The organism is Streptomyces sp. NPDC001153 (assembly GCF_053598315.1).
The window spans coordinates 12,332-36,882 of record NZ_JBSFJZ010000059.1 but is presented as its reverse complement, the minus strand read 5'-3'; the positions used below and the strand labels follow the sequence as shown (position 1 = coordinate 36,882).

Annotated in this window: 17 protein-coding genes and 1 pseudogene; 11 read left to right on the top strand and 7 right to left on the bottom strand. The window is 73.6% G+C overall.

The genetic code is table 11. The annotated features are described in order from the left end of the window. Positions 1-75: 75 nt before the first annotated feature. From ACWDEN_RS42090 to ACWDEN_RS42080, 3 genes and pseudogenes are all read left to right on the top strand, one after another. Entirely contained in the window at positions 76-1,203 is a 1,128-nt protein-coding gene (locus tag ACWDEN_RS42090; RefSeq protein WP_351609159.1) for a glycosyltransferase family 4 protein, read from the top strand. Further along, positions 1,200-2,375 (top strand): glycosyltransferase, encoded by a 1,176-nt coding sequence (locus ACWDEN_RS42085; protein WP_351609156.1) that lies wholly within the window; start codon positions 1,200-1,202, stop codon positions 2,373-2,375. The genes ACWDEN_RS42090 and ACWDEN_RS42085 overlap by 4 nt, the downstream gene beginning before the upstream one ends. Continuing rightward, positions 2,372-3,214: pseudogene (locus ACWDEN_RS42080) on the top strand (SGNH/GDSL hydrolase family protein); the annotation flags it as partial. The gene ACWDEN_RS42085 and the pseudogene ACWDEN_RS42080, both read left to right, overlap by 4 nt. Before the next feature lie 640 nt (positions 3,215-3,854). Here the strand turns inward: ACWDEN_RS42080 and ACWDEN_RS42075 are convergent. Then, entirely contained in the window at positions 3,855-4,694 is an 840-nt protein-coding gene (locus ACWDEN_RS42075; protein ID WP_351609154.1) for a putative hydro-lyase, read from the bottom strand. 113 nt (positions 4,695-4,807) lie between these two features. On the opposite strand from ACWDEN_RS42075, the gene ACWDEN_RS42070 reads away from it, so the two are divergent. The 4 genes from ACWDEN_RS42070 to ACWDEN_RS42055 all read left to right on the top strand — a co-directional run bounded on the left by ACWDEN_RS42070 (position 4,808) and on the right by ACWDEN_RS42055 (position 12,739). Next, entirely contained in the window at positions 4,808-5,497 is a 690-nt protein-coding gene (locus ACWDEN_RS42070; RefSeq protein ID WP_351609152.1) for a GntR family transcriptional regulator, read from the top strand. A 78-nt stretch (positions 5,498-5,575) separates the two neighbouring features. After that, complete coding sequence (locus ACWDEN_RS42065) at positions 5,576-7,105, top strand: hypothetical protein (RefSeq protein WP_351609150.1); 1,530 nt, start codon at positions 5,576-5,578, stop codon at positions 7,103-7,105. A gap of 31 nt (positions 7,106-7,136) precedes the next feature. Next, positions 7,137-8,015 (top strand): hypothetical protein, encoded by an 879-nt coding sequence (locus tag ACWDEN_RS42060; protein ID WP_351609147.1) that lies wholly within the window; start codon positions 7,137-7,139, stop codon positions 8,013-8,015. Positions 8,016-8,080: 65 nt separating this feature from the next. Beyond that, entirely contained in the window at positions 8,081-12,739 is a 4,659-nt protein-coding gene (locus ACWDEN_RS42055; RefSeq protein WP_450863216.1) for a hypothetical protein, read from the top strand. A gap of 17 nt (positions 12,740-12,756) precedes the next feature. On the opposite strand, the gene ACWDEN_RS42050 is transcribed toward ACWDEN_RS42055, so the two are convergent. Further along, complete coding sequence (locus ACWDEN_RS42050) at positions 12,757-13,287, bottom strand: hypothetical protein (protein WP_351619897.1); 531 nt, start codon at positions 13,285-13,287, stop codon at positions 12,757-12,759. Positions 13,288-13,707: 420 nt separating this feature from the next. On the opposite strand from ACWDEN_RS42050, the gene ACWDEN_RS42045 reads away from it, so the two are divergent. Genes ACWDEN_RS42045 through ACWDEN_RS42030 form a run of 4 tightly spaced genes read left to right on the top strand, consistent with a single transcriptional unit; the run spans position 13,708 to position 18,163 of the window. Then, entirely contained in the window at positions 13,708-16,683 is a 2,976-nt protein-coding gene (locus tag ACWDEN_RS42045; RefSeq protein WP_351619891.1) for a sensor histidine kinase, read from the top strand. Beyond that, positions 16,680-17,114, top strand: coding sequence for a roadblock/LC7 domain-containing protein (locus ACWDEN_RS42040; protein ID WP_351619884.1), 435 nt, complete (start codon positions 16,680-16,682; stop codon positions 17,112-17,114). The genes ACWDEN_RS42045 and ACWDEN_RS42040 overlap by 4 nt, the downstream gene beginning before the upstream one ends. A gap of 9 nt (positions 17,115-17,123) precedes the next feature. Continuing rightward, on the top strand, positions 17,124-17,519 hold the full coding sequence (locus ACWDEN_RS42035; RefSeq protein WP_351619881.1) for a DUF742 domain-containing protein: 396 nt from the start codon (positions 17,124-17,126) through the stop codon (positions 17,517-17,519). A 38-nt stretch (positions 17,520-17,557) separates the two neighbouring features. Next, positions 17,558-18,163, top strand: coding sequence for a GTP-binding protein (locus ACWDEN_RS42030; RefSeq protein ID WP_351619878.1), 606 nt, complete (start codon positions 17,558-17,560; stop codon positions 18,161-18,163). 137 nt (positions 18,164-18,300) lie between these two features. On the opposite strand, the gene glpK is transcribed toward ACWDEN_RS42030, so the two are convergent. From glpK to ACWDEN_RS42005, 5 genes are all read right to left on the bottom strand, one after another. Further along, positions 18,301-19,830, bottom strand: a complete 1,530-nt coding sequence (glpK, locus tag ACWDEN_RS42025; RefSeq protein WP_450863214.1) for a glycerol kinase GlpK — start codon at positions 19,828-19,830, stop codon at positions 18,301-18,303. A gap of 162 nt (positions 19,831-19,992) precedes the next feature. Next, positions 19,993-20,742: an MIP/aquaporin family protein gene (locus ACWDEN_RS42020; protein WP_351619872.1), complete on the bottom strand. Its 750-nt coding sequence runs from the start codon at positions 20,740-20,742 to the stop codon at positions 19,993-19,995. Positions 20,743-21,121: 379 nt separating this feature from the next. Continuing rightward, positions 21,122-22,771 (bottom strand): GGDEF domain-containing protein, encoded by a 1,650-nt coding sequence (locus tag ACWDEN_RS42015; RefSeq protein ID WP_351619870.1) that lies wholly within the window; start codon positions 22,769-22,771, stop codon positions 21,122-21,124. A 133-nt stretch (positions 22,772-22,904) separates the two neighbouring features. After that, on the bottom strand, positions 22,905-24,095 hold the full coding sequence (locus tag ACWDEN_RS42010) for a lipid-transfer protein (protein ID WP_351619868.1): 1,191 nt from the start codon (positions 24,093-24,095) through the stop codon (positions 22,905-22,907). Further along, positions 24,092-24,517, bottom strand: coding sequence for a Zn-ribbon domain-containing OB-fold protein (locus ACWDEN_RS42005; RefSeq protein WP_351619894.1), 426 nt, complete (start codon positions 24,515-24,517; stop codon positions 24,092-24,094). The genes ACWDEN_RS42010 and ACWDEN_RS42005 overlap by 4 nt, the downstream gene beginning before the upstream one ends. Positions 24,518-24,551: the final 34 nt, after the last annotated feature.

The following is a 24,551-nucleotide window of genomic DNA, read 5'->3' as shown; positions in this document are numbered from 1 at the left end:
AACGCTCATGGGACGTTCCCCGGGCGGAAAGATCGAAGTCGACGCGGCCACGTCCGGCGCGGCGACAACACCCGTATGCGTGTCGTCATCGTGACCGAATCCTTTCCCCCCGATGTGAACGGCGTGGCCCACTGCGCGCTCCAGACCGCCCGGCACCTCGTAGATCGCGGTCACCATCCGCTCGTCGTCGCCCCCGCCCCCGCTCCGGGCAGCGGACGGGACACGGACTCCCCGTGCCCGGTCGTCCGGATCCCCTCCCTCCCGCTCCCCGGCTACCCCCAGGTCCGCGTCGCCCTGCCCAGCCGGCGGCTGGCCGCGGCGCTCGTGGAACACCGGCCTGACGTCGTACATCTCGCCAGCCCCTTCGTCATCGGCGTGCGCGGCATGGCCGCCGCCGCCAAGCTCGGCATCCCCGCCGTCGCCGTCTACCAGACCGACCTGGCCGGCTACGCCCGTACCTACATGGGCGCCGGCGAGGCGGCCGCCTGGCGGCGGATCCGCTCCGTGCACGCCGCCGCCGACCGCACCCTCGCCCCCTCCAGCGCCGCCCTCGGCGACCTGGAGTCGCATGGCGTGCCCCGGGTCCGGCTGTGGCCGCGTGGCGTGGACACCGTACGTTTCCGGCCAGATCTGCGGGACGAGGCGCTGCGCCGCGAACTCGCCCCGAACGGCGAGCTGATCGTCGGCTACGTCGGCAGACTCGCCCCCGAGAAGCACGTCGAACTCCTCGCCGGCGCCTGCGGCCTGGACGGCGTCAAGGTCGTGGTCGTCGGCGACGGGCCCAGCCACGCCCACCTCACCGAGGCCCTGCCCGGCGCCGTCTTCCTCGGCCGGCGCACCGGAGGCGAGCTCGCGCGGATCTTCGCCTCGCTGGACGTGTTCGCGCACACCGGCCCCTTCGAGACCTTCTGCCAGACCGTCCAGGAGGCCATGGCCAGCGGTGTTCCGGTCGTCGCCCCCGCCGCCGGCGGCCCGCTCGACCTGGTCGCCCACGGCCGCACCGGATACCTGGTCCCGCCGCGCGACGCCGACGCCGTACGGGAAGCCGTCCGTGAACTGGCCGCCGCCCCGGCGCGGCGGACCGCGTTCGGCGCCGCCGCGCGCGCGATGGTCGAGGGCCGCACCTGGGCCGCCGTCGGTGACCAGCTGATCGCCCACTACGACGACGTGCTCGCGGCACGGAAGACGGCGGTGGCGGCATGACCGGCCAGTCCCTGCGCATCGTCCGGCTCGCCAACTTCGTCGCCCCGGCCTCCGGCGGCCTGCGCACCGCCCTGCGGGAGCTGGGCAAGGGCTTCAGGGCGGCGGGGCACGAACCCGTCCTCGTCGTGCCCGGCGAACGGCACACCGACCGCGACACCGAACAGGGCCGGGTCATCACCCTCCCCGGCCCGCTGCTGCCCGGCACCGGCGGCTACCGCGTCCTCACCGACAAGCGCCGCGTGGCCGCCCTCCTGGAGGAGCTGGCCCCGGACCGACTGGAGGTCTCCGACCGGACCACCCTGCGCTGGACCGGCCGCTGGGCCCGCCGCGCGCGCGTGCCCGCCGTCATGGTCTCCCACGAGACCGCCGACGGGGTGCTGCGCACCTGGGGCCTGCCCGAGCACCTCTCCCGGCGCGCCGCCGACGCCCTCAACACCCGTACCGCGCACGTCTATTCACGGGTGGTGTGCACCACGGAGTTCGCCGAGCGCGAGTTCGTGCGCATCGGCGCGCGCAACGTCGTACGCGCCCCCCTGGGCGTCGACCTGATGGAACGCCACCCCGCCCTGCGCGACCCGGGTCTGCGCACCCGGCACGCGCGCGGGGACGAGGCGCTGCTCGTGATGTGCTCCCGGCTGTCCGTCGAGAAGCGCCCCGGCACCGCCCTGGACGCCCTGGACGCGCTCATACGACGCGGGCGCCGGGCGGTGCTCGTGGTGGCCGGGGACGGGCCGCTCAGGGCCCGCCTCGAGGAGCGCGCGCGGGAGCAGGGGCTGCCCGTGACCTTCCTCGGGCACGTCTCCGACCGGACCGCGCTCGGCGCCCTCCAGGCCACCGCGGACATCGCCCTCGCGCCCGGGCCCGCCGAGACCTTCGGGCTCGCCGCGCTGGAGGCCATGGCGTGCGGCACGCCCGTCGTGGCGAGCGCGTCCTCCGCGCTGCCCGAGGTCATCGGTTCCGCCGGGGCGACCGCAGCCGACCGCGGCGAGGCGTTCGCGGACGCCGTGGAGCTGCTCCTGGACCGCGGCGAGCGCGCTCGGCGGGACGCGGCACGCGCGCGTGCGGAGTGCTTCGGCTGGGGTACGGCCGTGGAGGCGTTCCTCGCGGCCCACGACGCGAAGGTGCTCCGCCCGGCCGGCGTCCGCCGCACCGTGCAGGAGGGCGTGGCATGACTGCCGTCCGCTTCGTCGCCCTCGGGGACTCGCTCACCCAGGGCGTGGGCGACCCCGCGGGGGACGGCTGGCGGGGCTGGGCGGCGCTGCTGGCGCCCTCCCTCGCCGAGACGTCCGACGCCGTGGAGTTCACCAATCTCGCGGTCAGCGGCGCGCAGACCCGCGACGTGCTGGAGCGGCAGACTCCGGCCGCCCTCGCACTCCGTCCCGACCTGGTGTCGGTGGTGATCGGGGTCAACGACACGCTGCGTCGCACCTTCGACATCCAGGCGGTGGCCGCCCGCCTCGACGAGGTCTACGCCGCCTTCACCCGCGAGGGCGCCACCCTCCTCACCGCCTGCCTGCCCGACCCCGGCGCGATGCTGGGCCTGCCGAGCGCCCTGGCCCGTCCTCTGGCCCGCAGGCAACGGGCCGTCAACACGGTCGTCCACGCGCTGTCCGAGCGGTACGGGGCCGTCCACCTGGACGCCGTGGACGGCGCCTGGATCACCGACCGGACCCTGTGGAGCGCCGACCGGCTGCACCCGGGCGAGCGCGGGCACCGGCAGCTCGCGGTCTGCTTCCACGCCCTGCTCGCCGAGGCGGGCCGTGCGACGGGACAACCGCCGTTCCCCGAACCGGAGTTCCCCGCGCCCACGCGCGCGGCGAGCCTGCTGTGGCTGGCCACGGCCGGCACCGCCTGGGTGGCCCGGCGCTGCAAGGACCTGCTGCCCCAGCTGCTGCACCTGGCCGCCGACGAACTCCACCACCGGGCCCGGGGCACCAGCGCCCGCCTCGACCTGAGCGCCTCGGCAGCGGTGTCCGCGGCTTTGGCCGCTCTGACGGAGCGCACCGACCAGGACGCCGAGGCTCAGCGACGTCCTGCGGGCACGGATCCGGCGCGAACCCCTGGTCCCGCGCGGGCGGGCACGTCCCGTGAAGCGGAGCCGGCGGGCCTGTCCCGTGAAGCCGGGGCGGCGGGCCCGGTCCGTGAAGCCATGGCGGCGCGTACGGTGCGTGCGGCCAGGGCGGCGGATCCGGTGGGCGAGGCCCTGGGGGCGGGTACGGTGCGTGCGGCCTCGGCAGGGAATGCGGTCGGCGATGCGAGGGGAGCGGGTACGGTGCGTGCGGCCACGGCGGGGAATCCGGTCGGCGAGACCGTGACGGCGGGTACGGTCCGCCCGGTCGCGGCGGCGGATCCGGTCGGCGAGGCCGCGGCGCCGGGTTCGGCCTGTCCGGCCGCGGGGGCGCAGGCGGCGCGGACCACCGTGGTGACCGGGTAGTTGCCCGGCGGGTCGGTGGGGCGGCCGGGAAGGTGACCGGATGCCTGTCCGAGGAGGCCTGGTTAGTGCTGAGGTCCAGGCCTCGCATCCGATTCCTCCCGCACGGGTGCCCCTTGCCTCCGTGAGGGCCGGCCCCGTGGCGCCGGACGCCGCCGACAAGCCGGGCATCCGACGCCGCCGACCGGCCGGGCATCCGACGCCGCCGACCGGCCGGGCATCAGACGATGCCGACCAGCCGGTACTGCTCGTCGCGGGTGTCGGTCAGGAACATCTGGCCCGGGGCGTGGGTGATGGCGAACGGGGGACGGGAGGCCATCACCGCCGCCTGCGGGGTCACTCCGCAGGCCCAGAACACCGGGATGTCACCGGGCGCGGGGGCGACCGGGTCGCCGAAGTCGGGGCGAGCCAGATCCTCGATACCGAGCGCCGCGGGATCCCCGCAGTGCACCGGACCGCCGTGCACGGCCGGCAACAGGCTGCTCTCCCGGATCGCGGCGCGGATGTGCTCCGCCGGCACCGGCCGCATGGACACCACCATCGGCCCGCTCAGCCGGCCGGCCGGACGGCACGCGCGCGTGGTGATGTACATGGGCACGTTGCGGCCCTGCTCGACATGCCGGATCGGCACGCCCGCCCGGGCCAGCGCCCACTCGAAGGTGAAGCTGCAGCCGAGCAGGAACGACACCAGGTCGTCCCGCCAGTACACGTGCACGTCGGTGGGCTCCTCGACCAGCTCCCCGTCCCGCCACACCCGGTATCGGGGCAGATCCGTGCGCAGGTCGGCGCCCTCGGCGAGGACGGTCGACGTGGAGCCGGCGTCCGTGACGTCCAGCACCGGGCACGGCTTGGGATTGCGCTGGCAGAACAGGAGCATGTCGTACGCCCAGTCGGCCGGCACCGAGATCAGGTTGGCCTGTGTGTGGCCCGCCGCGACCCCGGCCGTGGGGCCGGCGAGCCCGTCCCGGAAGCGGCCCCGGGCGGTTTCCGGACTCCACGCGTGCGCGCGCTGGTCGACCGCGGTGACGGGGAGGTCCTCGGTACGCGGTGTCTGCGTCATGCCGGCTCCTCGGGGACGTGAGCAGTGCCGTCCCGAAGCACCGTAGAGGATCGTTCAACGATCCTTCAATACCCATGTTGTTTCGTCCCGGTCCGTGCGATTGAATTCCCGGCATGGCAGAGCAGCTGACGGCACTGGCCGACGACCGTGCGCTCCTGGGGCGTACCAGCACGGCGGAGCGGGTCTCGGACATCCTCCGGAGCCGTATCGCCGACGGGTTCTTCCCGCCCGGCACCCGGCTGTCGGAGGACGGCATCGGCGGGGCGCTCGGGGTCTCCCGCAACACATTGCGCGAGGCGTTCCGGCTGCTCACGCACGAACGCCTGCTGGTCCACGAGCTCAACCGCGGGGTGTTCGTGCGGGTCCTGACCGTCGAGGACGTCGAGGACATCTACCGCATGCGCTCCCTGGTCGAGTGCGCCGTCGTGCGCGGGCTCGGCGAGCCGCCGTACCCGCTGGAGGGGGTGGCCGCGGCCGTCGCCGAAGGAGAGCGGGCGACGGCGGAGAACGACTGGAAGGCGCTGGGCACCGCCAACATCCACTTCCACCGGGAACTGGTCGCCCTCGCGGGCAGCGAACGCACCGACGAACTCATGCGCAGCGTCTTCGCCGAGCTCCGGCTCGCCTTCCACGTGGTCGACGACCCGCGCCGGCTGCACGAGCCCTACCTCGCCCGCAACCGCCGCATCCTGCAGGCGCTGCAGGCAGGCGACAAGCGCGAGGCCGAGCGACTGCTGGAGACGTACCTCGCGGATTCACTGGAGCGGATGGTGGAGGTGTACCGGCGCCGGGTCGCCCCGTGACCCGCGGCACCCCGCCCCCGGCGGAGCCGCTCCGCGCCGTTTGGGTCGATGTCAGACCTAGGACCTACTCTGTGCACCGTGACTTCGCCTGCATCGACGGACAGCGTTCCGCCCCAGCTCAGCGCGGGGCCGCGCCCTGCTCCGGGTCCGGCCGCCGACGAGGGGCTGGCGCGTCGGCTGCGCGCGCTCGCCTGCACCGCGCCGCTGCACGACCTCGACGCGCGCAAGGCCAACCTGGCCGGTGAGTACTCGGTGTACGGCATGGCCGAGGTGGCCCTCGCCGCCATCGACCTGGTCACGCTCAACATGGACTTCGACACCGGCGCCGACCACGAGCAGATCGTGGCCCGGCTCGTCCCGCGCATCGCCGCCCAGGCGCCGCACCGGCCGACCGCCGAGCACGAGCGCGTGGCCCGCTGGGTCCTGGAGAACCTGATCAACGTCGGCAGCGTCGACCGCGGCTTCCGCGCCGTGTACGGCACCTTCGCGCCGGACGGCACGTACGTGCGCCGGGACTACGACTTCAAGCTGATCGAGGAGGTCCCCGGCCCCGGCGGCACGGTGTACCTGCGCACGACGGACGAGGCGGTCAACGTCCTGGTCGGCGCCCTGGACACCGATGTCACCAGCGCCCAGATCGCCGCCGAGGTCAAGCTGGAGGTGCTGATCAATCGCGGCCGGCTCGCGGACGCCCAGCTCGCCGCCGAGCAGGCCCGCTACCGCACGGTGCAGTACTCGGAGACCCTGCGCCGAGCCCTGGAGGCCACCCGGCGCAATGTCCGCGCGGTCGACTGGCTCAACGCCGTGCCCGACATGATCGCCGAGGCCCTCGACCATGTGGCCGACCGCTACCGCCACGAGAACGCGATCCTCACCAACATCCGCAGGGCCCGCGACGAGACCGAGGAGCCCGAGCACAAGCGCCGTGCGGCCGAGCTGGTCGACATCGTCAAGGACTGCATCCGGCGGCACACCCAGCTCCAGTCGCGGCTGCTGGAGGCCGGCCCGCTGTTCCGCGCCGAGCAGGACCGGCAGGCCTTCGCCACGCCCGCGACGACGTCCGGGACTGACCTGTACGGCCATCTCCTCGCCCCCGTCCTGCCCCTGCCCCTGGAGCAGGCGATCCGGGTCACGGACGCGTTCTTCGCCAACGGCACGGGATTGCGCACGCCGGTGTCCGTCCGGGTGACGGACCTCGTCGAGATACTGCTGACGCCGCCCGTCGAGCGGGAGCACCTGGGCGCGGAGATGCCCGAGCCCGACCTGATCGCCACACCGGACGACAGCCGGTTCAGCGAGGAACAGCTGGCCGCCGCGATGGAGCTGCTGGACCTGCCGGCCGACGCGCCGCGCAGGCTGTCGGGGCTGGTGGCCGAGGCCCGGCGCACCGGTGACCCCGATCTGGCCTATCTGGTGGCCCTGTTGGCGGTCCACGCGGCCAGTCCGGCTGTCGGTACCGCGTACCGGCAGGGTGAGGAGAAGCTGCTGTTCGCCGTGGACGACGGGACGGAGCTGGACGATCCCGAGTTCGGCGGGGCGGACCTGATCGTGGGGACCGCCCTGCTGGACGCGGCCGGGATGGCGGCGGACCGGACGGAAGCAGCATGAGTCAACGACAGCGCGACAAGGAGCCCCAACCGTGAGCGAGCACGTCGAGTGGAGTGAGGCGGAGTCGTCGGCACCGTCGGCGCCCGCCGCCGTCACCCCCGCCGACGCCGCCGACGCGGCGCGGCTCGTCGCGTTCGGGCTGCAGCCCAAGCTGCAGCCCGCGCGGGACCAGGAGTACACGGAACTGCTGCGGCGGTACCGCGAGGACCCGGCGTTCGCGCGGCTCGCCGACGCCGTCGCCGCCGGACTGGGGCTCGTGGTGCTGGAGGTGTCCCCGCGCGCGGGCATGGCCGTGACGGCCGCCGAGGACTCGGTGTTCGCCGTCCGCATGGGCGACTACGCGCGTCGCACCGCCGCCGACTCCGGCGACCGCTTCCTGCACGGCCTCGCCCATCTCGCCGTCGCCGCACTGGCGTTCCCGCGCCCGGAGGACCTGGCCGACGACACCTACATCGGCCGCGTCACCGTCAACGGCGTCGACGCCTTCGTACGGCAGGCCTGCCGGCGCCTGGAGGAGCGGGCCGAGGAACTGGGCGAGAACACCGACCCCGCGACCGACGCGCCCGGCCTCGAGGCCGCCTGGCGGATCTGGGCCAGACGCAGCGCCACCGGCGCCACCAAGGACGCCCGCCGCCCGGCCGCCTCCACGACCGGCATCGTCGCCAAGGCCCTCACCTTCCTCACCGACTCGGGTTTCCTGCAGCGCACCGGCGACGACGGCGGCGGCACGTACCGCACCACGGCCCGCTACCAGCTCCAGGTCCGCGACATGGCCGGCAGCGCCGCCATGGCCGAACTCCTCGAGCTGGGCGTCGTACCGGTGACCGACGGCACGGCCAGCCTGCTGCCCGCCGAGGACACCGAGGACCTGGAACTGGTGGCCGATGCCGGGCTGCCGTTCCACTCCTGAGGGCCGCCGAGCTCCCGCAGATCCCTGAACCACCGCACTTTTCACCAGACTTACGAGAGTCCGCCATGTACGAGCTGTCCCGGGTCCGCCTCTACTCCATCGGTCCCGCCGGTGCGCGCTACGCCGACACCGTGCTTGACCTGCGGGGTGTCGGCGAGCCCGTGCCCGACCCGGCGCCCACACAGGCGGAGTTCTTCGAGGAGGAGCCGTCCGGCCCGCCGCGCCGGCCGGCGCCCGCCGGCGTGCTCTTCCTGGAGAACGGCGGCGGCAAGTCCGTCCTGCTCAAGCTGATCTTCTCGGTCATGCTCCCGGGCCACCGCAACACCCTGGGCGGCGCCAGCTCCGGCGTGCTGCGCAAGTTCCTGCTCGCCGACGACTGCGGGCACGTGGCGCTGGAGTGGCAGCATGTGCAGACCGGCGAGTGCGTCGTCGTCGGCAAGGTGAGCGAGTGGCGCGGCCGGCAGGTGTCCAACGACCCGCGCAAGTTCGCCGAGGCCTGGTACTCCTTCCGGCCCGGCCCCGGCCTGAGCCTGGACAACCTGCCCGTCGCCGAGTCCACCGCCGTACGGCCGCCCGCCGAGGGCACCTCGGGCGCCCAGGGCCGGCGCCGCACCATGAAGGGCTTCCGCGACGCCCTGACCGAGGCCGGCAAGGCCTACCCGCACCTGGAGGTGCACTGGGAGGAGATCCACGACCGCTGGATCGAGCACCTCGGCGACCTCGGCCTCGACCCCGAACTCTTCCGCTACCAGCGGGAGATGAACGCCGACGAGGGCGAGGCGGCCGGTCTCTTCGCGGTCAAGAAGGACTCCGACTTCACCGACCTGCTGCTGCGCGCCGTCACCGACACCCGCGACACCGACGGCCTCGCCGACCTCGTCGGCGGCTTCGGCAACAAGCTCGGCCGGCGCGCCGAGCTGATCGCCGAACGGGACTTCACCGCCGGGTCCGTCGACCTGCTCGGTCGGATCGTCGAGGCCGCCGAGGCCCGCTCACGCGCGCGTGACATCCACGCCGGCGCCGAGCGCCGTACCCGTGGCCTCGCCCGGCGGCTGTCCGCGCGGGCCGTGCAGGAGCGGGTGCGGGCCGCCGACCTCGCCCAGCGGGTCACGGCCGCCGCCTACGCCGTCACCCACTCCGAGGGCGCACGCGAGCGCAGCGCCCTGATCGCCGCCGAACTCGCCTACCGGCACGCCTCCCTCGCGCTCGCCGCCGCCGAGAAGTCCGCCGCCGCGCAGAAACGCGAACTCGCCGACGCCCGGACCCTGCACTCCGCCTGGCAGGCCGCGGAGGCCGTGCTGCGCCACCGCGCCGCCGCCGACCGCGTCGCGCGCGTGTCCGCCGCCATCCAGGAGGCCGAGCGGGACGCCGCGCCCGCGCTCGCCGCGCGCGCCAAGGCCGCCGTGGACCTCGTACGGGCCCTGCACGCTGCCGCCGAGAGCGCCGAGGCCCTCGCCAACGAGGAGGAGGAGCGCTCCGCCGCCCTGCAGGAGGTGGGCGACGCCGCCCACCGCGACTCCACCACCGCCGCGACCGAGGCCCAGCGCGCCCGCAGCGAGACCGGGCATCTGCGCCAGCGTCTCGCCGAGGTCGAGCAGGAGACCGCCGAGGCCGTCCGCGCGGGCTGGCTCGACGACAGCGCCCCGGACGCCGACCCGGCGCGGGCCGCGCTCGCCGCCAGCGATGCCGAGAAGAGTGCCGTCGCCGCCTGGGACGCGGCCCGCGAGGCCGCCCGCAAGGCCACCGAGCACGCGCGCGAGGCGGCCGCCGCCGAGTCCCGCGCCGAACTGACCGCCGCCCGCGCGGCGGACGCCGCGACGGCGGCCGGGCGCTCCTACGAGGCCGAGCGGCGCCTTGCCGAGTCCCTGGCCGCCGAGGAGCGGCTGGCCGAACTGCTCAGCCTGCCGGGAGCGCAGGGCCGGGCGCGGGTGCCCGCCCAGAGGACGGAGGCGGACGACGACACACGCGGGGGATCCACGGCCGACTCCGCCGTCCCCGCCGAGGGCGGCCCGTTCGCCCCCGAGGAACTCGACCGCTTCGCCGACGAGTTGCGCGAACTCCTCGACGACGCCGTCTCGACCGCCGAACGGCACCTGTTCGAGCTGCGCACCGCCGCCGCCGACGACTCCCGGATCCTGGGTGCGCTCGGTGACGGCGGACTCCTGCCGCCGGGTCCGGACGTCCTGGCCACGGTGGAGTTCCTCGGCGAGCACGGCATCCCGGCACTGCCCGGCTGGCGCTATCTCGCCCAGGCCGTCGACCCCGCCGACCACGCGCGCGTGCTCGCCGCCCGTCCGGAACTGGTCGACGGCGTGATCATCACCGACCCCGACACGCACGCGCGTGCCCGCGAGGTGCTCGGCGACGCCGCCCTGCTGCCCCGCTCCGCCGTCGCCGTGGGCACGGCCGCCGCTCTGCTCGCGCCGCCCCCCGCCGACAGCGCCGCCTCCGGGGACGTCTTCCTCGTGCCGCCGAACCCGGCGATGCACGACGAGCACGCCGCCGACGAGGAACGACAGGCACTGCGCGCGCGGGCGACCGAGCGCGACGAGGAGATCCGCACGCTCGCCGCCCGCCTCGGCAAGGACCGCGAACTGGCCGCCCGGCTCGCCTCCTGGCGCACCGGCTGCCCGGCCGGACGCCTCACCGAACTGGCCCGGGCCGCCCAGGACGCCGGCGCCTTCGCCGAGGAGGCCGAGGCCGAGCTGGCCGAGGCCCGCACCCTGCGCGCGGAGGCCGACGAAGCCGCCGCCGAGGCCGTACACGTCCGCGACGAACGGCAGGAGGCCGCGCAGAAGGCCCGCCGCGCCGCCGACGCCCTCGCCGGGCTCGCCTACCGGCTGCGCGAACGCGCCGGATGGCAGGTGAAATTGCGCGAACTCGCCGACGAGGCCGCCGAGTCCGAGGCCCGGGCCCAGGCCTGCCTGGAGCGCGCCCGCGCCGCCGACGAGGACCGCCGCGCCGCCCAGCGCGCCGCCGACGACGCCCGCCGCACCGCACGAGCCCTGCGCGCCGAGCGCTCCGAGATCGCCGGCGCCCCCGACGACGTACCGGTCGAGGACGCGGACGCCCCCAAGGCGTCCCTGCCCGCCCTGCGCGAGGCCTACCGGGCCGCCTCCCAGGTGTACGAGAAGGTCGGCGTCGGCGCCGACCTGCGTGCCGAGCAGGCCCGCGCGGAGAGCGACGAGAGCGCCGCCCGCGCCGAACTCGACCGGCTCAGCAACAAGGTCCGCACCCGAGCCGAGCAGCTGCTGCAGTCGCCCGACGGCTCCGACGGGCCCTCCCGGCAGGCCGCCGCCGCCCGTGCCGAGGAGCTCGTGCAACTCCTGGAGACACGCATGTCCAGCGCGAGCGAGCAGCTCGGCCGGCTGCGCGGCGAGGCCGAACGGCACGCCCCCGAGGACGGCGAGGCGCACACCGAGCTGCCCGAGGAGCTCGTCCCGCGCGACGCCGAGCACGCCCAGGCCCTGCTGCGCACCGCGACGGGCGAGCTCGCCGCCCGCGCCGAGGCGCTGGCCGAGGCTCGCGAGGCACACGCGGAGCTGCTGGAGACCCACCGGGCCGCCGAGGACGCGGCCGGCGGCTTCGACGAGATCGCCGCGATGCTCCGTGACCTGCTGCGCGAGCATGTCCCCGAGGAGGAGCAGGAGGAGCCGGAGCCGTACCCCGGCAGCCTGGAGGAGGCCCGGCACTCCGCCGCCGAGGCCCGCCGCTCGCTGCGCGGCTGTGCCGCCGATCTGTCCGCCGCCGAAGCGGCCGTGCGCGAGGCGAGCGATGTCCTCGTCCGGCACGCCAACTCCACGCGCTACGAGCAGGTCCGCACCCCCGCCCGGCAGCAGATCCGCGAACTGCCCGCATCCGCGCTGCCGGAGCACGCGCAGAAGTGGGCGGACGCGTTCGCGCCCCGACTGCGCGTCCTGACCGACGAGCTGGCCCAGCTCGAGCGCAACCGCGACTCGATCGTGGACCGCCTCAGGGGCCTGGTGGAGTCGGCTCTCGCCACGCTGAGGTCGGCCCAGCGGCTGTCCCGGCTGCCCGAGGGGCTCGGCGAGTGGTCCGGCCAGGAGTTCCTGCGCATCCGTTTCGAGGAGCCCGACCAGGCCACCCTCACCGAACGGCTCGGCGAAGTCATCGACGACGCCACACGAGCGGCCGTGAAGAAGAACTCCGATCTGCGCCGGGACGGCATGTCGCTGCTGCTGCGCGGAGTCGCAGCAGCGCTGCAGCCGAAGGGCGTGGCCGTCGAGATCCTCAAGCCCGACGCCGTGCTGCGCGCCGAGCGCGTCCCCGTGGGCCAGATGGGCGATGTCTTCTCCGGCGGCCAGCTGCTCACCGCCGCGATCGCCCTGTACTGCACGATGGCCGCCCTCCGCTCGAACGACCGGGGCCGGGACAAGCACCGGCACGCCGGCACGCTGTTCCTGGACAACCCGATCGGCCGTGCCAACGCCACGTACCTGCTGGAGCTGCAGCGGGCCGTGTCCGACGCGCTCGGCGTGCAGCTGCTCTACACCACCGGTCTGTTCGACACGACCGCTCTGGCCGAGTTCCCGCTGGTCATCCGCCTGCGCAACGACGCCGACCTCAGGGCGGGCCTGAAGTACATCAGCGTCGAGGAGCACCTTCGGCCCGGGCTGCCCCAGCAGCCCCAGGCCGGAGAGGCGGTGCACAGCGAGATCACGGCGACGCGGATGTTCAGGAAGCCGGTGCCGAACACGCCGTAGCGGCGAGCCGTGGGAACTCAGGGGTGGGACAGCTGCCCGGTACCACCCCGGCGGCGTATGCGGTCCTGCTCGCGCAGGGCCGCGCGCTCCTCGCGCCGGCGGGCGCGCCGCTCACGCCGGAGTGCCCGGGCCGTGCTGCTCGGCTCGGAGACCACGCCGTACCGCTGGTTCCACACCTGGCGGGTCACCCACACGTCGACCACGGCCCAGGTGGCCACCACCGTGCTCGCCACGCTGCTGATCACCATCGGGAAGGCCAGCCAGGACCCGGCCAGCGTGCACAGGAACGCCACCATCGCCTGGATCAGCGTCACCGCGATGATCAGGAGGGCCCGCACCGCCGCCGTACGCACCGGATCCGGCAGCGGGTGCCGTCGGGCGGGCTCCTCGACCCACAACGGCCTGTAGTACTGCTGCCGTTCGCCGGCGGACTCCCGGGCGCGGCCACGCGCCCGAATGTCGCGATCCGGTGCCTCCGTGTCCCGCCGCGCCGCCGAGCGCACCGCCACGCTCTCCTCGGGCGCATCGCGCCACTCCGCCGTGCCCATCATCGCGTACCTCCCCAACGCCGACAGACCGCTCGCCCCGGTGTCACAAGACCCCGACTCCCCAGTGGCTGCCCGGCTTGCGCTGTTTTACGCCGCCGGGGTGCGGGATGCGGCACCTGTGGCCCATTCCGCCCCCATTTCCCGTGGAGAAGGACGAACGAGACCGGCCGATGATTCCCGGCCGGGGAAAAATTCCAGCCAACCGCCCGGTCGCGGCGGCACCGTCCGGCCGGGCGCGGCCGCCGGATCGCGGTGGCAATCTCCCGCAATGCCCGGACAACTCGGCATCTCTCGCCGCCGGAGCGGAAGTTCGCCCTCCGGACATGTCTTCGAGTTAACTGTGAGGCGGTAGTAGGCTCGCGCCGTTTGTTGACGGACATGTGTACCCCCGGCCGGCCGGGGGTCGAGCTGGGGGAGGCCATGCGCTTTCGCGGGAAGTCGATCCGCCGGAAGATCGTGGCGCTGCTTCTCGTGCCGCTGGTGTCCCTGACCGCCATCTGGGGCTTCGCAACGGTACTCACCGGGCGCGAGGTCGCCCGGCTGTTCCAGGTGTCGGACGTCAGGCAGGACATCGGCTATCCCGCCGAGGACACCGTCCGCGAACTGCAGCAGGAGCGCCGCCAGACCCTCGTCTACCTCGCCGACCCGAGAGCCGCCGACAGCCTCTCCGCGCTGCAGCGCACCCGCGCCGCCACCGACCGGGCGATCGCCACGATCCGCAAGAACGCCGGCGACCACGACGTCGCCGACAACATCGACGCGGACGACAGCGCACGCCTCACCACCGTCCTCGACGCCTTCGACGGCCTCGGCTCCCTGCGCCGTGACGTCGAGCAGCGCACGGTCACCCGCGCTCAGGCCTTCGACCTCTACAACCGCCTGGTCGGCCCGTGCTTCACGCTGTTCGCCACCCTCGAAGGCATCGACGACGTCGAGCTGGACGCGCAGGAGCGCGCGCTGGTCAATGTCAGCCGCGCCCGTGAACTGCTCTCCCGCGAGGACGCCCTGCTCGGCTCCTCCCTCGTCGTCGGCCGGCTCACCCGCGCCGAGACCCATGACATCTCCGACCTCGCCGCCCAGCGCAGGGTCCTGTACGACGTCAGCCTGCCCCTGCTGCCGGCCGCCGACCGCGAACGCTACGAACGCTTCTGGAAGGACGCCACCACCGCCCCGCTGCGCACGGCCGAACAGACCGTCGTCGACACGGACTCCGGCACGCCCCGCGGCGTCACGGCGCAGAGCTGGGACTCCGCGGCCGCCGGCGTCCTGAACGAACTCGGCACCCTCGACGACCAGGTCGGCGACCGCCTCCAGAGCCGTACCCACCCGGTGGCCATGGGCGTCATCCTGCAGGCGGCCGTCGCGGGCCTGCTCGGCCTGGTCGCGCTCGTGTTCTCCGTCTTCCTGTCGGTCCGGATCGGCCGCGGCCTCATCCGCGACCTGCGCCAGCTGCGGCTGGAGGCGCACGAGGCGTCCGGTGTCCGGCTGCCCAGCGTGATGCGCCGCCTGTCCGCGGGGGAGCACATCGACGTCGAGACCGAGGTGCCGCGCCTCGACTACGACAAGAACGAGATGGGCGAGGTCGGCCAGGCCCTCAACACCCTCCAGCGGGCCGCCGTCGAGGCCGCCGTCAAACAGGCCGAACTGCGCTCCGGCGTCTCCGAGGTCTTCGTCAACCTCGCCCGCCGCAGCCAGGTGCTGCTGCACAAACAGCTCACGCTGCTCGACACCATGGAACGGCGGACCGAGGACACCGACGAACTCGCCGACCTCTTCCGGCTGGACCACCTCACCACCCGTATGCGCCGGCACGCCGAGGGCCTGGTGATCCTCTCCGGCGCCGCACCGTCGCGGCAGTGGCGCCGCCCGGTGCAGCTGATGGACGTCGTACGCGCCGCCGTCGCCGAGGTCGAGGACTACGAACGCATCGAGGTACGGCGGCTGCCCCGAGTCGCCGTCACCGGCCCGGCGGTCGCCGACCTCACCCACCTCGCGGCCGAACTCCTGGAGAATGCCACGGTCTTCTCGCCCCCGCACACCGCCGTCCAGGTGCTCGGCGAGCGGGTGGCCAACGGCTTCACACTGGAGATCCACGACCGGGGTCTGGGCATGACGGCCGAGGCGCTGCTGGACGCCAACCTGCGCCTCGCCGAGACACCCGAGTTCGAACTGTCCGACACCGACCGGCTCGGCCTGTTCGTGGTCAGCCGCCTCGCCCAGCGCCAGAACGTCCGGGTCTCGCTCCAGCCGTCGCCCTACGGCGGCACCACCGCCGTCGTCTTCATCCCCGACGCGCTGCTCAGCGACGACGTACCGGACACCAACGGCCTCGGCTTCCGCCTCGACCGGAACCGCCCGGCGAAGGAGGTCGGGCAGGCGGGCCGGGGCATCGGCCGGTCCCCGGCGCCCGCGCAGCTGCCCGGCCTGCCGACCTCGCTGCTGGACGGCCCGGTCGAGCTGGAGGCGCCGGTGGATCTCGACGCCATCGACGACTTCCCCGGCGTATTGGGGGGCGAGGACAGCGAGCGCGGCGGACTGTTCCGGCCCCGCCGCTCCCGCACCCGCACCGAAGACCAGGGGCCGCCCCCGTCCGCCGACCGCGCGTCACGCGACGAGGCGGACGACCGCGGGCCCATACCTCTGCCGCGCCGGCAGACCCCCAAACTGGTCAGCTCGCACGGCAGGCCCGTCACCGACCAGCGCCCCCGCCGCGACGAACCGGACCAGCAGCCCCCCGCCGCCTCCGGCCGTCCCGACGCGGGCGGACTGGCCCCGCTCCCCTCCCGGCGCCGCACTGCCGGCTCCCGCCGATCTGCCGAACCCACCGACCGAGCCGAGCAACGCGACGCGGCCGCTGCCGAGCGCACCGACCGAGCCCAGGAACGTGGCGGGGCGCCCGCAGAACTCACCGACCCCTTCCAGCAACGCGACCCGGCCCCCGCCGGCGGCACCGGCACGACGCCGGACGTCCCCGCCCTGCCCCGGCGCACCCGGCCGCCCGCGCCCCTCGCCGGCGACGGCCCGGACACCACAGGCGGGTCCGGCACCGGCCCGGTCGAGCGCCCCGGCGTGGAGCCCCGCCCCGGAGACACGGGAGACACCGGAGGCACCGGCGGACCCACGGCCACACAGCCGCCCGGCGCGTCGGGTGACGGGCCGGCCACCGGGCCTCTGCCCCGGCGCATACGTCAGGCCAGCCTGGCCCCCCAGCTCAAGCAGGACACCGTACGGCGCGCCGAGCGCGCGGCGGGGACCGCCGACCGCGACGCCGATGAGGTCCGCAGCCGGATGGCCTCGCTGCAGCGAGGCTGGCAGCGCGGCCGGGAGGAGAACGCCGGCGGCGACGCAGACCACGACGGCACAGCACAAGGAACGACTAAGGGGGACGGTCGATGACCGCACCGAAGGCGACCGGCCACACGGCGACCGACAAGGGGCAGCTGAACTGGCTGCTGGACGACCTGGTGGACCGCGTCGCCAGTATCCGCAAGGCCGTCGTCCTGTCCGGCGACGGGCTCCCGACGGGGGCGTCCAAGGACCTGACCCGGGAGGACAGCGAGCATCTGGCCGCCGTCGCATCCGGCTTCCACAGCCTCGCCAAGGGCGTGGGCCGCCACTTCGACGCGGGCGGCGTCCGGCAGACGGTGGTCGAGCTGGACGACGCCTTCCTGTTCATCACCGCCGCCGGGGACGGCAGCTGCCTCGCCGTTCTGTCCGACGCCGACTCCGACGTCGGACAGGTCGCCTATGAGATGACGCTCCTGGTCAAGCGGGTCGGCGCACATCTGGGCGCCGCCCCGCGCACCGATCTGCCCACAGGCGGGTAGTGGGATGGCATGAGCACAGACGGTCAGGTGAGAAACCACTGGTTCGACGACGAGGCCGGACCGGTCGTCCGTCCGTACGCCATGACACGCGGCCGTACCACGAGTCCGGCCCAGCACCGGCTCGATCTGATCGCGGTGGTCGTCACGGAATCCGGCGCGGGCGACCCCGAAACGGATCCGGCGCTGTCGCCCGAGCACGTGGAGATCGTCGGGCTCTGCCGCGGCGAACCGCAGTCGGTCGCCGAACTCGCCGCCGGACTCGACCTGCCGATCGGCGTGGTGCGGGTGCTCATCGGCGACCTGGTGCACGCGGACCTCGTCCATGTCACCCGCCCGGTGCCACCGGCCGAGCTGCCGGACGAGAGCATTCTGCGCGACGTGATCAACGGCCTCCGCGCGCTGTGACCCCCATCCGAAAGCCTCCCGAGCAGGAGAAGAGACCGATGATCCTCGGGCGTTCTGAGCGCGGCAAGCCCCCGGTCGAGCCCGTCACGCTCAAGATCCTGGTGGCCGGCGGCTTCGGCGTGGGCAAGACGACCCTCGTCGGCGCGGTCAGCGAGATCAGGCCGCTGCGCACCGAGGAACTGCTCACCGAGGTCGGCCGCCCCGTCGACGACACCAGCGGTGTGGAGGGCAAGCACACCACCACCGTGGCCATGGACTTCGGCCGTATCACCCTGCGCGAGGACCTGGTGCTGTACCTCTTCGGCACGCCCGGGCAGGAACGGTTCTGGTTCATGTGGGACGAGCTGTCCGAGGGCGCGCTCGGCGCCGTCGTCCTCGCCGACACACGGCGCCTCGAGGACTGCTTCGCCGCCGTCGACTACTTCGAGCGGCGTGGCATCCCCTTCCTCGTCGGCGTCAACTGCTTCGAGGAAGCGGCCCGTTACCCGGCCGAGTCCGTTCGGCAGGCCCTCGACCTGGACGACGGCGTACCCGTCCTGCTCTGCGACGCGCGGGAGCGGGAATCGGTCAAGGAGGTGCTCATCGGAGTCGTCCGGCATGCGATGGAGTACGCCACGGACCGCCGCCGGGCCGCCCTCGGCTGACCCACGCCGTCAGGCGCCCTCGCTGCTTCACGGGCACGGCCCGTACCCCCGCCGACCGGGGTACGGGCCGTGGTCCGGTGAAGAGCCCTCACGCGCGCGTGCCACGGAAGGAGCCCTCACGCGCGTGCCGCGCACCGTTACGCGCCGTCCTCCTCCGCGTCCTCCAGCCAGCCGAAGCTCTTCTCCACGGCCTTGCGCCAGTTGCGGTACTCGCGGTTGCGCACCGACGGCTCCATCGCCGGTGTCCACTCCGCGTCCCGCTGCCAGTGCGACTTCAGCTCGTCCAGGTCGTTCCACACGCCCGTCGCCAGGCCGGCCGCGTAGGCGGCGCCCAGGCAGGTGGTCTCCGACACGCGTGGCCGGATGACCGGGACGCCGAGGACGTCCGCCTGGTGCTGCATGAGCAGGTTGTTCTTCGTCATGCCGCCGTCGACCTTCAGGGTGGTGATCCGCACGCCGGAGTCCTGGTACATGGCGTCCACGACCTCCCGGGTCTGCCAGCTCGTCGCCTCCAGCACCGCGCGCGCGAGATGGGCCTTGGTGACGTACCGGGTGAGGCCGGTGACGACACCGCGCGCGTCGGAACGCCAGTAGGGCGCGAACAGGCCGGAGAACGCGGGCATGATGTAGGCGCCGCCGTTGTCCTCGACGCTCGCCGCCAGTGTCTCGATCTCGTCGGCGGTGCGGATGATCCCGAGCTGGTCGCGGAACCACTGGACCAGCGCGCCCGTTATCGCTATGGACCCCTCGAGGCAGTACACCGGCGCCTCTCCGCCGATCTTGTAGCCCATCGTCGTCAGCAGCCCGCTCTTGGACGGCACCGGCCGGTTGCCGGTGTTCAGCAGCAGGAAGCTGCCGGTGCCGTAGGTGTTCTTCGCGGTGCCCACGTCGTAGCAGGCCTGCCCGAAGACGGCGGCCTGCTGGTCGCCCAGCGCCGAGGCGACGGGCACCCCGGCGAGCTGCCCGACCGCCGTGCCGTACACCTCGGCGGAGGACCTGATCTCGGGCAGCACCGCCTCGGGCACGTTCATGGCGGACAGGATGGCGGGATCCCACTGGAGCGTCTCCAGGTTCATCAGCATGGTGCGGCCGGCGTTCGTCACGTCGGTGACGTGCCGGCCGCCCTCGGTGCCACCGGTGAGGTTCCAGATCAGCCAGGAGTCGATCGTCCCGAAGGCGATCTCGCCGCGTTCGGCCCGCTCCCTCAGACCGGGCACGTGGTCCAGCAGCCAGGCCGCCTTGGGCCCGGAGAAGTAGCTGGCCAGCGGCAGTCCGGTCTGTTCACGGAAGCGGTCCTGGCCGTCCCTGCCGCCCAGTTCGTTGCACAGGGCGGCGGTACGGGTGTCCTGCCAGACGATCGCGTTGTGCACCGGCTTGCCGGTGGCGCGGTCCCACAGGACGGTCGTCTCCCGCTGGTTGGTGATGCCGAGCGCGCTCAGCTGGTCGGCGCGCAGCCCCGCCTTGGCGAGCGCCCCGGCCACCACGGCCTGCACCTTGGACCAGATCTCGGTCGCGTCGTGCTCCACCCAGCCCGGCTTCGGGAAGATCTGGCGGTGCTCGCGCTGGTCGACGGCGACGATGGCGCCGCCGTGGTCGAAGACGATGCAGCGGCTGGACGTGGTGCCCTGGTCGATGGCGGCGACGTAGGTGTCGGCGGTGTCCGTCATGGCAGTCCCTGGGTCGCTGGGTCGGGTCGCTGGTCAGAGGGGCGCGTGTGCGGCGGGAGGGCGGCGTACGGGCCGGGAGCAGGCATACGGGGGCGCAGAGGCCTACGGGGTGTACGGGGTCGAAGGTGACGGTGTACGGGGTCGGAGGTGACGTACGGGGAATCAGAAGGCCGCGTGGTAGATGGCGCCGGCGAGTGCCCCGCCGATCAGGGGCCCGGCAACCGGGATCCAGGCGTAACCCCAGTCGGACGTGCCCTTGTTGGGGATCGGCAGGAAGGTGTGCACGATCCGCGGCCCGAGGTCGCGGGCCGGGTTGATGGCATAGCCGGTGGGCCCGCCGAGGGAGAGCCCGATGCCGACCACGAGCAGGGACACGATCAGTACGGTCGTACCGGACTCGCCGAGTCCCTTGGTCAGTCCGAAGGCGAGGATCGGCAGCACGAGCGCGACGGTCGCGATGATCTCGGTGATGAGGTTGGCGACCGGGTTCCGGATCTCCGGGATGGTCGAGAAGATGCCGAGCGTCGGCACCGGTTCGTCGGCCGTGCCCTCCGTCGTGCCCTCCTTGCGGACGTTGGCCTGGAACTGGGCGAGGTAGACCAGATAGGCCAGTACGGCCCCGAGCATCGCGCCGACGAGCTGGCCCAGCAGATACACCCAGACCTTGCCCCACTTGCCGGTGTCGATGGCGATGCCGAGGGTGACCGCGGGGTTCAGCTGGCCACCGGACAGCGGAGCGGCCGTGTACGCGCCCGCGAGGACGCCGAAGCCCCAGCCGAAGGCGATGACGACCCAGCCCGAGGCCCGTGCCTTGGAGTATCTGAGCGTGACGGCGGCACAGACACCGGCACCGAAGAGAATCAGGATCGCGGTGCCGATCACTTCGCCGACGAAGATGTGTCCGTTGCTCATGGCGGCTCCCTTGGCGCCGGTGGGGGCGTTCAGCCCCGGCCCTCCGTGCAGGAACGTTCCATTGGCGTGTTCAGCCGTAGGCAGGGAGCCCCGCGCCCCGCCCGGCGTCCGTGACGAGCGTGCCGTCGCAGCCGTATCGCCGGGGAGGGACGAGTTGTGGAGCAGGACAGACCCGTGGCGCAGTGCCTGATAACGCCGAGAATGTACGGCGATGTCGGCTGACACCGGGAAGTGTTCACCGGCGTTCCGGGGGCGTCAAGGTTGCTGACGGCGACGGTGACGGCGACTCTTCCCGCGGCCCGGTGGCCACGGCGCCGGCGACCCTCCCGACGCCCAGGTCACCGCGCCGGACCCCAACGGAATGGTCCGGGAAGGATGTTCACCGTCCCGGCTCGACGGTCGCGTATCCGGCCTGCGCCGGTGCCGCACCGGTGCCGCGCCGGACCTCGTGGCCGGGCAGCCCGGCCCGTCCGAGCACCCAGCTCGCGCCCCGCAGCGCCTTGGCCGCCTGCTTCAGCGGAGCGAGCTCGGCGGCGGCCTGCCGGTGGTCGCCCACGCTTCCCGGCGTGCACACCACCGTCGCGAGCGAGAGCGTGACCGGCCGGTCTCCCGCCGACCAGGGTGCGTCGAGCACCGCCGCGACCAGTGGGTCGAGCGCCTCCTCCTCGGCCAGCACCAGGAAGTCGTCCCCGCCGATGTGCCCCACGCGCGCGTTACCCGACACCGCATGCTGCAGTGCTCGCCCCACCGACCGGATCAGCTCGTCACCCATGGCGAATCCGGCACCGTCGTTGACCTGCTTGAAGTGGTCGATGTCCAGCCAGCTGAGCGCGAACGTCCGGCCGTCGGCGATCCACCGGTCCACCTCGCCGGTGATCGCGTCCGAACCGGGCAGCCGGGTCAGCGGATTGAGCCCGGCGGCCTCCTCGACCCGGCTCTCGGCCAGGGCCCGCACCAGGTCCGCGAGCCGTACGACCCCCACGCAGCGGCCGTACCGGTCGACCACCGCGACATCGTCGGAGGTCCGGTCCCGGCCGCCGACCGCGACGACGTCCAGCACCTCCCAGGCGGTGGCGTCGACGCCGACCGTGCGGGGTGCGTCCCCCAGCTTGAACGCCGGCCGGTCGGCGTACAGGGCGTGCCCGTAGCGGCCGGACATCGACAGCAGGAACCGCGAGCGGTGCACCGAGCGCACGGGCCTGCCGGCCTGGTCCACCAGCAGCACACCGGACACGTCCGGCGACCCGGTCAGCAGCGCCCGCACCTGCCCCGCCGAGACGGTCACCGGCAGTACGGCGGCCGGACGCACGAACTCTCGCACCGACGGCCCGGACCGGGGCACACCCACGGTGCCGGGGGAGCGGGGCGGAACGTATACGTCCACGGCGGGGATCCGGGCCGGCGGCGCGAACAACTCGCCCTGGCCCAGCTGCGCCCCGGCCGACAGCGCCGCCGCGTACTGCAGCTCGGTCTCCACGCCCTCCACCGCGACCAGCGCGCCCAGCTCCTCGCACAGGGTCCGCATCGCCCGCACCGCGGCCGGCCGGGACAGCAGCGAGGCATCGAGTTTCACCAGGTCGGGGGAGAGGTCGGTGAGCAGCCGGAGGGGTATGTCGCCGTCCCCGATGCCGTCCGCGCTGATCCGGAAGCCCTGTTCGCGCAGCGAGGCCACGGCCTCCAGCAGGGCCCGTTGCGGCACGTGCGTGTAGGGCGGGACCACGTCCAGCGTCACCTCCCAGGGCAGGCGCCCGGCCGCGCGCACGGCGTCGTGCAGCAGGGCCAGGCCGCCGAGGTCGGCGAGGGTGGCCGCGAACACGTTCAGATGCAGCGGCAGCAGGGTTTCCTTGTGCGTCGCGGCGCGGAGAGCCAACACCGTGAGCCTGCCGTCGAGTTCGGGGTCTCGGCGGGCTTCGGCCAGGATGTCACCGGTCTCCGGGCGGGCGAGTGTCTCCAGTGCGGTGACCGCGCCCGTCCTCAGGTTGACCACCGGCTGGAAGGCGAAGCGGAGAGTGTCCGTCCAGGAGTGCACGGGAGCATGATTTCGCTGCCCGCGTGCGCCCAGGCGCAGTTCATGAGACGTTCACGCAGGATTCCGGGGTGGTCACACAGCGTGGAAAACCTCTGTGGCCTCTGGTGTCACACTCCGCTCTCCTCCGGCGTCGTCACCGCACCGCGACCACTGACGATCCATGCCCGAAGAGCCCCTGGTTGGCGGAGATCCCCACGCGCGCCCCGGCGATCTGCCGCTCGCCGGCCGTGCCTCTCAACTGCCAGGTCAGCTCGCAGACCTGGGCGATCGCCTGGGCCGGCACCGCCTCCCCGAACGAGGCGAGGCCGCCACTGGCGTTGACGGGTATGCGGCCGCCCGGGCCCGTCGCGCCCTCCCGCAGCAGCTTCGCCCCCTCGCCCTCGCCGCACAGTCCCAGGTCCTCGTACCACTGCAGCTCCAGCGCGGTGGACAGGTCGTACACCTCCGCCAGGGACAGGTCGCCGGGGCCGATACCGGCCTCCTCGTAGGCGGCCCGGGCTATGGAGGCCCGGAAGGTCTCCTCGGGGGCGCCCACCGCCACGGTGGAGTCCGTGGCGATGTCCGGCAGGTCCAGCACCGTGTTCGGGAAGCGCGGGGTCACCGTCGACACCGCCCGGATCCGCACCGGCCGGGTCGTCCCGTGCCGGTGCGCGAACTCCATGCTGGAGAGCACCAGGGCCGCCCCGCCGTCGGAGGTGGCGCAGATGTCGAGCAGCCGCAGCGGATCGGCCACGACCGTGGACGCGGCGACCTCCTCGGCGGTGACCCGCTTGCGGTAGCGGGCGTACGGGTTGAGCGCGCCCATGGCGGCGTTCTTCACCTTGACCAGGGCGAAGTCCTCCGGTGTGTCGCCGTGCACCGCCATCCGCCGCCGCGCGTACAGACCGAAGTACACCGGATTGGTCGCTCCCAGGACGCGGAAGCGCAGCCAGTCCGGATCGTCCGGCCGGTCGCCGCCCGCGGGCCGGAAGAACCCCTTGGGTGCCGCGTCCGCCCCCACCACGAGGACCACGTCCGCGAGCCCGGCGAGTATCTGTGCCCGCGCCGTGGCGATCGCCTGGGCTCCGGAGGCGCACGCCGCGTACACGCTGGCGACCCTGGCTCCCTGCCAGCCCAGCGCCTTGGCGAAGGTCGCTCCCGCCACATACCCGGGATACCCGCCCCGCACGGTGTCGGCGCCCACCACCGAGCCGACCTCGCGCCAGTCCAGGCCGGCGTCCGCCAGTGCCGCGCGGGCCGCCGCAGTGCCGTACTCCACGAAGGAGCGGCCCCACTTGCCCCATGGGTGCATGCCCGCCCCGAGCACCGCCACGTCCGTCGTCACGCCCTCACCCCCGTCGGCCGCCAGTGCCAGGTCGTCCAGGTCGTCTCCGCGTCCTCGTGAAGCACTCCGGGGACGACCTCCACCTCCATGCCCACCGTCAGATCGGCGACGGTGACCCCGGGAGCCGCCTGTCCCAGCACCACGATCCGCTCGGCCTCCAACTCCACAGCGATCAACGCGTACGGCTCCCACGGAAGTTCCTGGTTGCTCACATAGGGTGACGGCGGTCGGTACCGGCTGTCCGTGTACGACCAGACGCGCCCCCGTCGCGACAGCGGCACCTCCTCGAGATCTCCTCCGGTACACCCGGGATTTCGGCAGTGGGTGTCCTCGCGGGGAAAGAACACGGAGGCGCAAGCCGCGCAACGAGTGCCGAGAAGTCTGAATTCGTCACCCGTGCCGGCGAACCATCCGTCGACCACAGGCGTGCGCGTGGGGGACATCGGCCCTCCCTGT

Coding starts and splice junctions, on each gene's coding strand:
- ACWDEN_RS42090 (WP_351609159.1), top strand. CDS start 76: ATGCGTGTCGTCATCGTGACCGAATCCTTTCCCCCCGATGTGAACGGC.
- ACWDEN_RS42085 (WP_351609156.1), top strand. CDS start 1,200: ATGACCGGCCAGTCCCTGCGCATCGTCCGGCTCGCCAACTTCGTCGCC.
- ACWDEN_RS42075 (WP_351609154.1), bottom strand. CDS start 4,694: ATGACGCAGACACCGCGTACCGAGGACCTCCCCGTCACCGCGGTCGAC.
- ACWDEN_RS42070 (WP_351609152.1), top strand. CDS start 4,808: ATGGCAGAGCAGCTGACGGCACTGGCCGACGACCGTGCGCTCCTGGGG.
- ACWDEN_RS42055 (WP_450863216.1), top strand. CDS start 8,081: ATGTACGAGCTGTCCCGGGTCCGCCTCTACTCCATCGGTCCCGCCGGT.
- ACWDEN_RS42050 (WP_351619897.1), bottom strand. CDS start 13,287: ATGGGCACGGCGGAGTGGCGCGATGCGCCCGAGGAGAGCGTGGCGGTG.
- ACWDEN_RS42045 (WP_351619891.1), top strand. CDS start 13,708: ATGCGCTTTCGCGGGAAGTCGATCCGCCGGAAGATCGTGGCGCTGCTT.
- ACWDEN_RS42040 (WP_351619884.1), top strand. CDS start 16,680: ATGACCGCACCGAAGGCGACCGGCCACACGGCGACCGACAAGGGGCAG.
- ACWDEN_RS42035 (WP_351619881.1), top strand. CDS start 17,124: ATGAGCACAGACGGTCAGGTGAGAAACCACTGGTTCGACGACGAGGCC.
- ACWDEN_RS42030 (WP_351619878.1), top strand. CDS start 17,558: ATGATCCTCGGGCGTTCTGAGCGCGGCAAGCCCCCGGTCGAGCCCGTC.
- glpK (WP_450863214.1), bottom strand. CDS start 19,830: ATGACGGACACCGCCGACACCTACGTCGCCGCCATCGACCAGGGCACC.
- ACWDEN_RS42020 (WP_351619872.1), bottom strand. CDS start 20,742: ATGAGCAACGGACACATCTTCGTCGGCGAAGTGATCGGCACCGCGATC.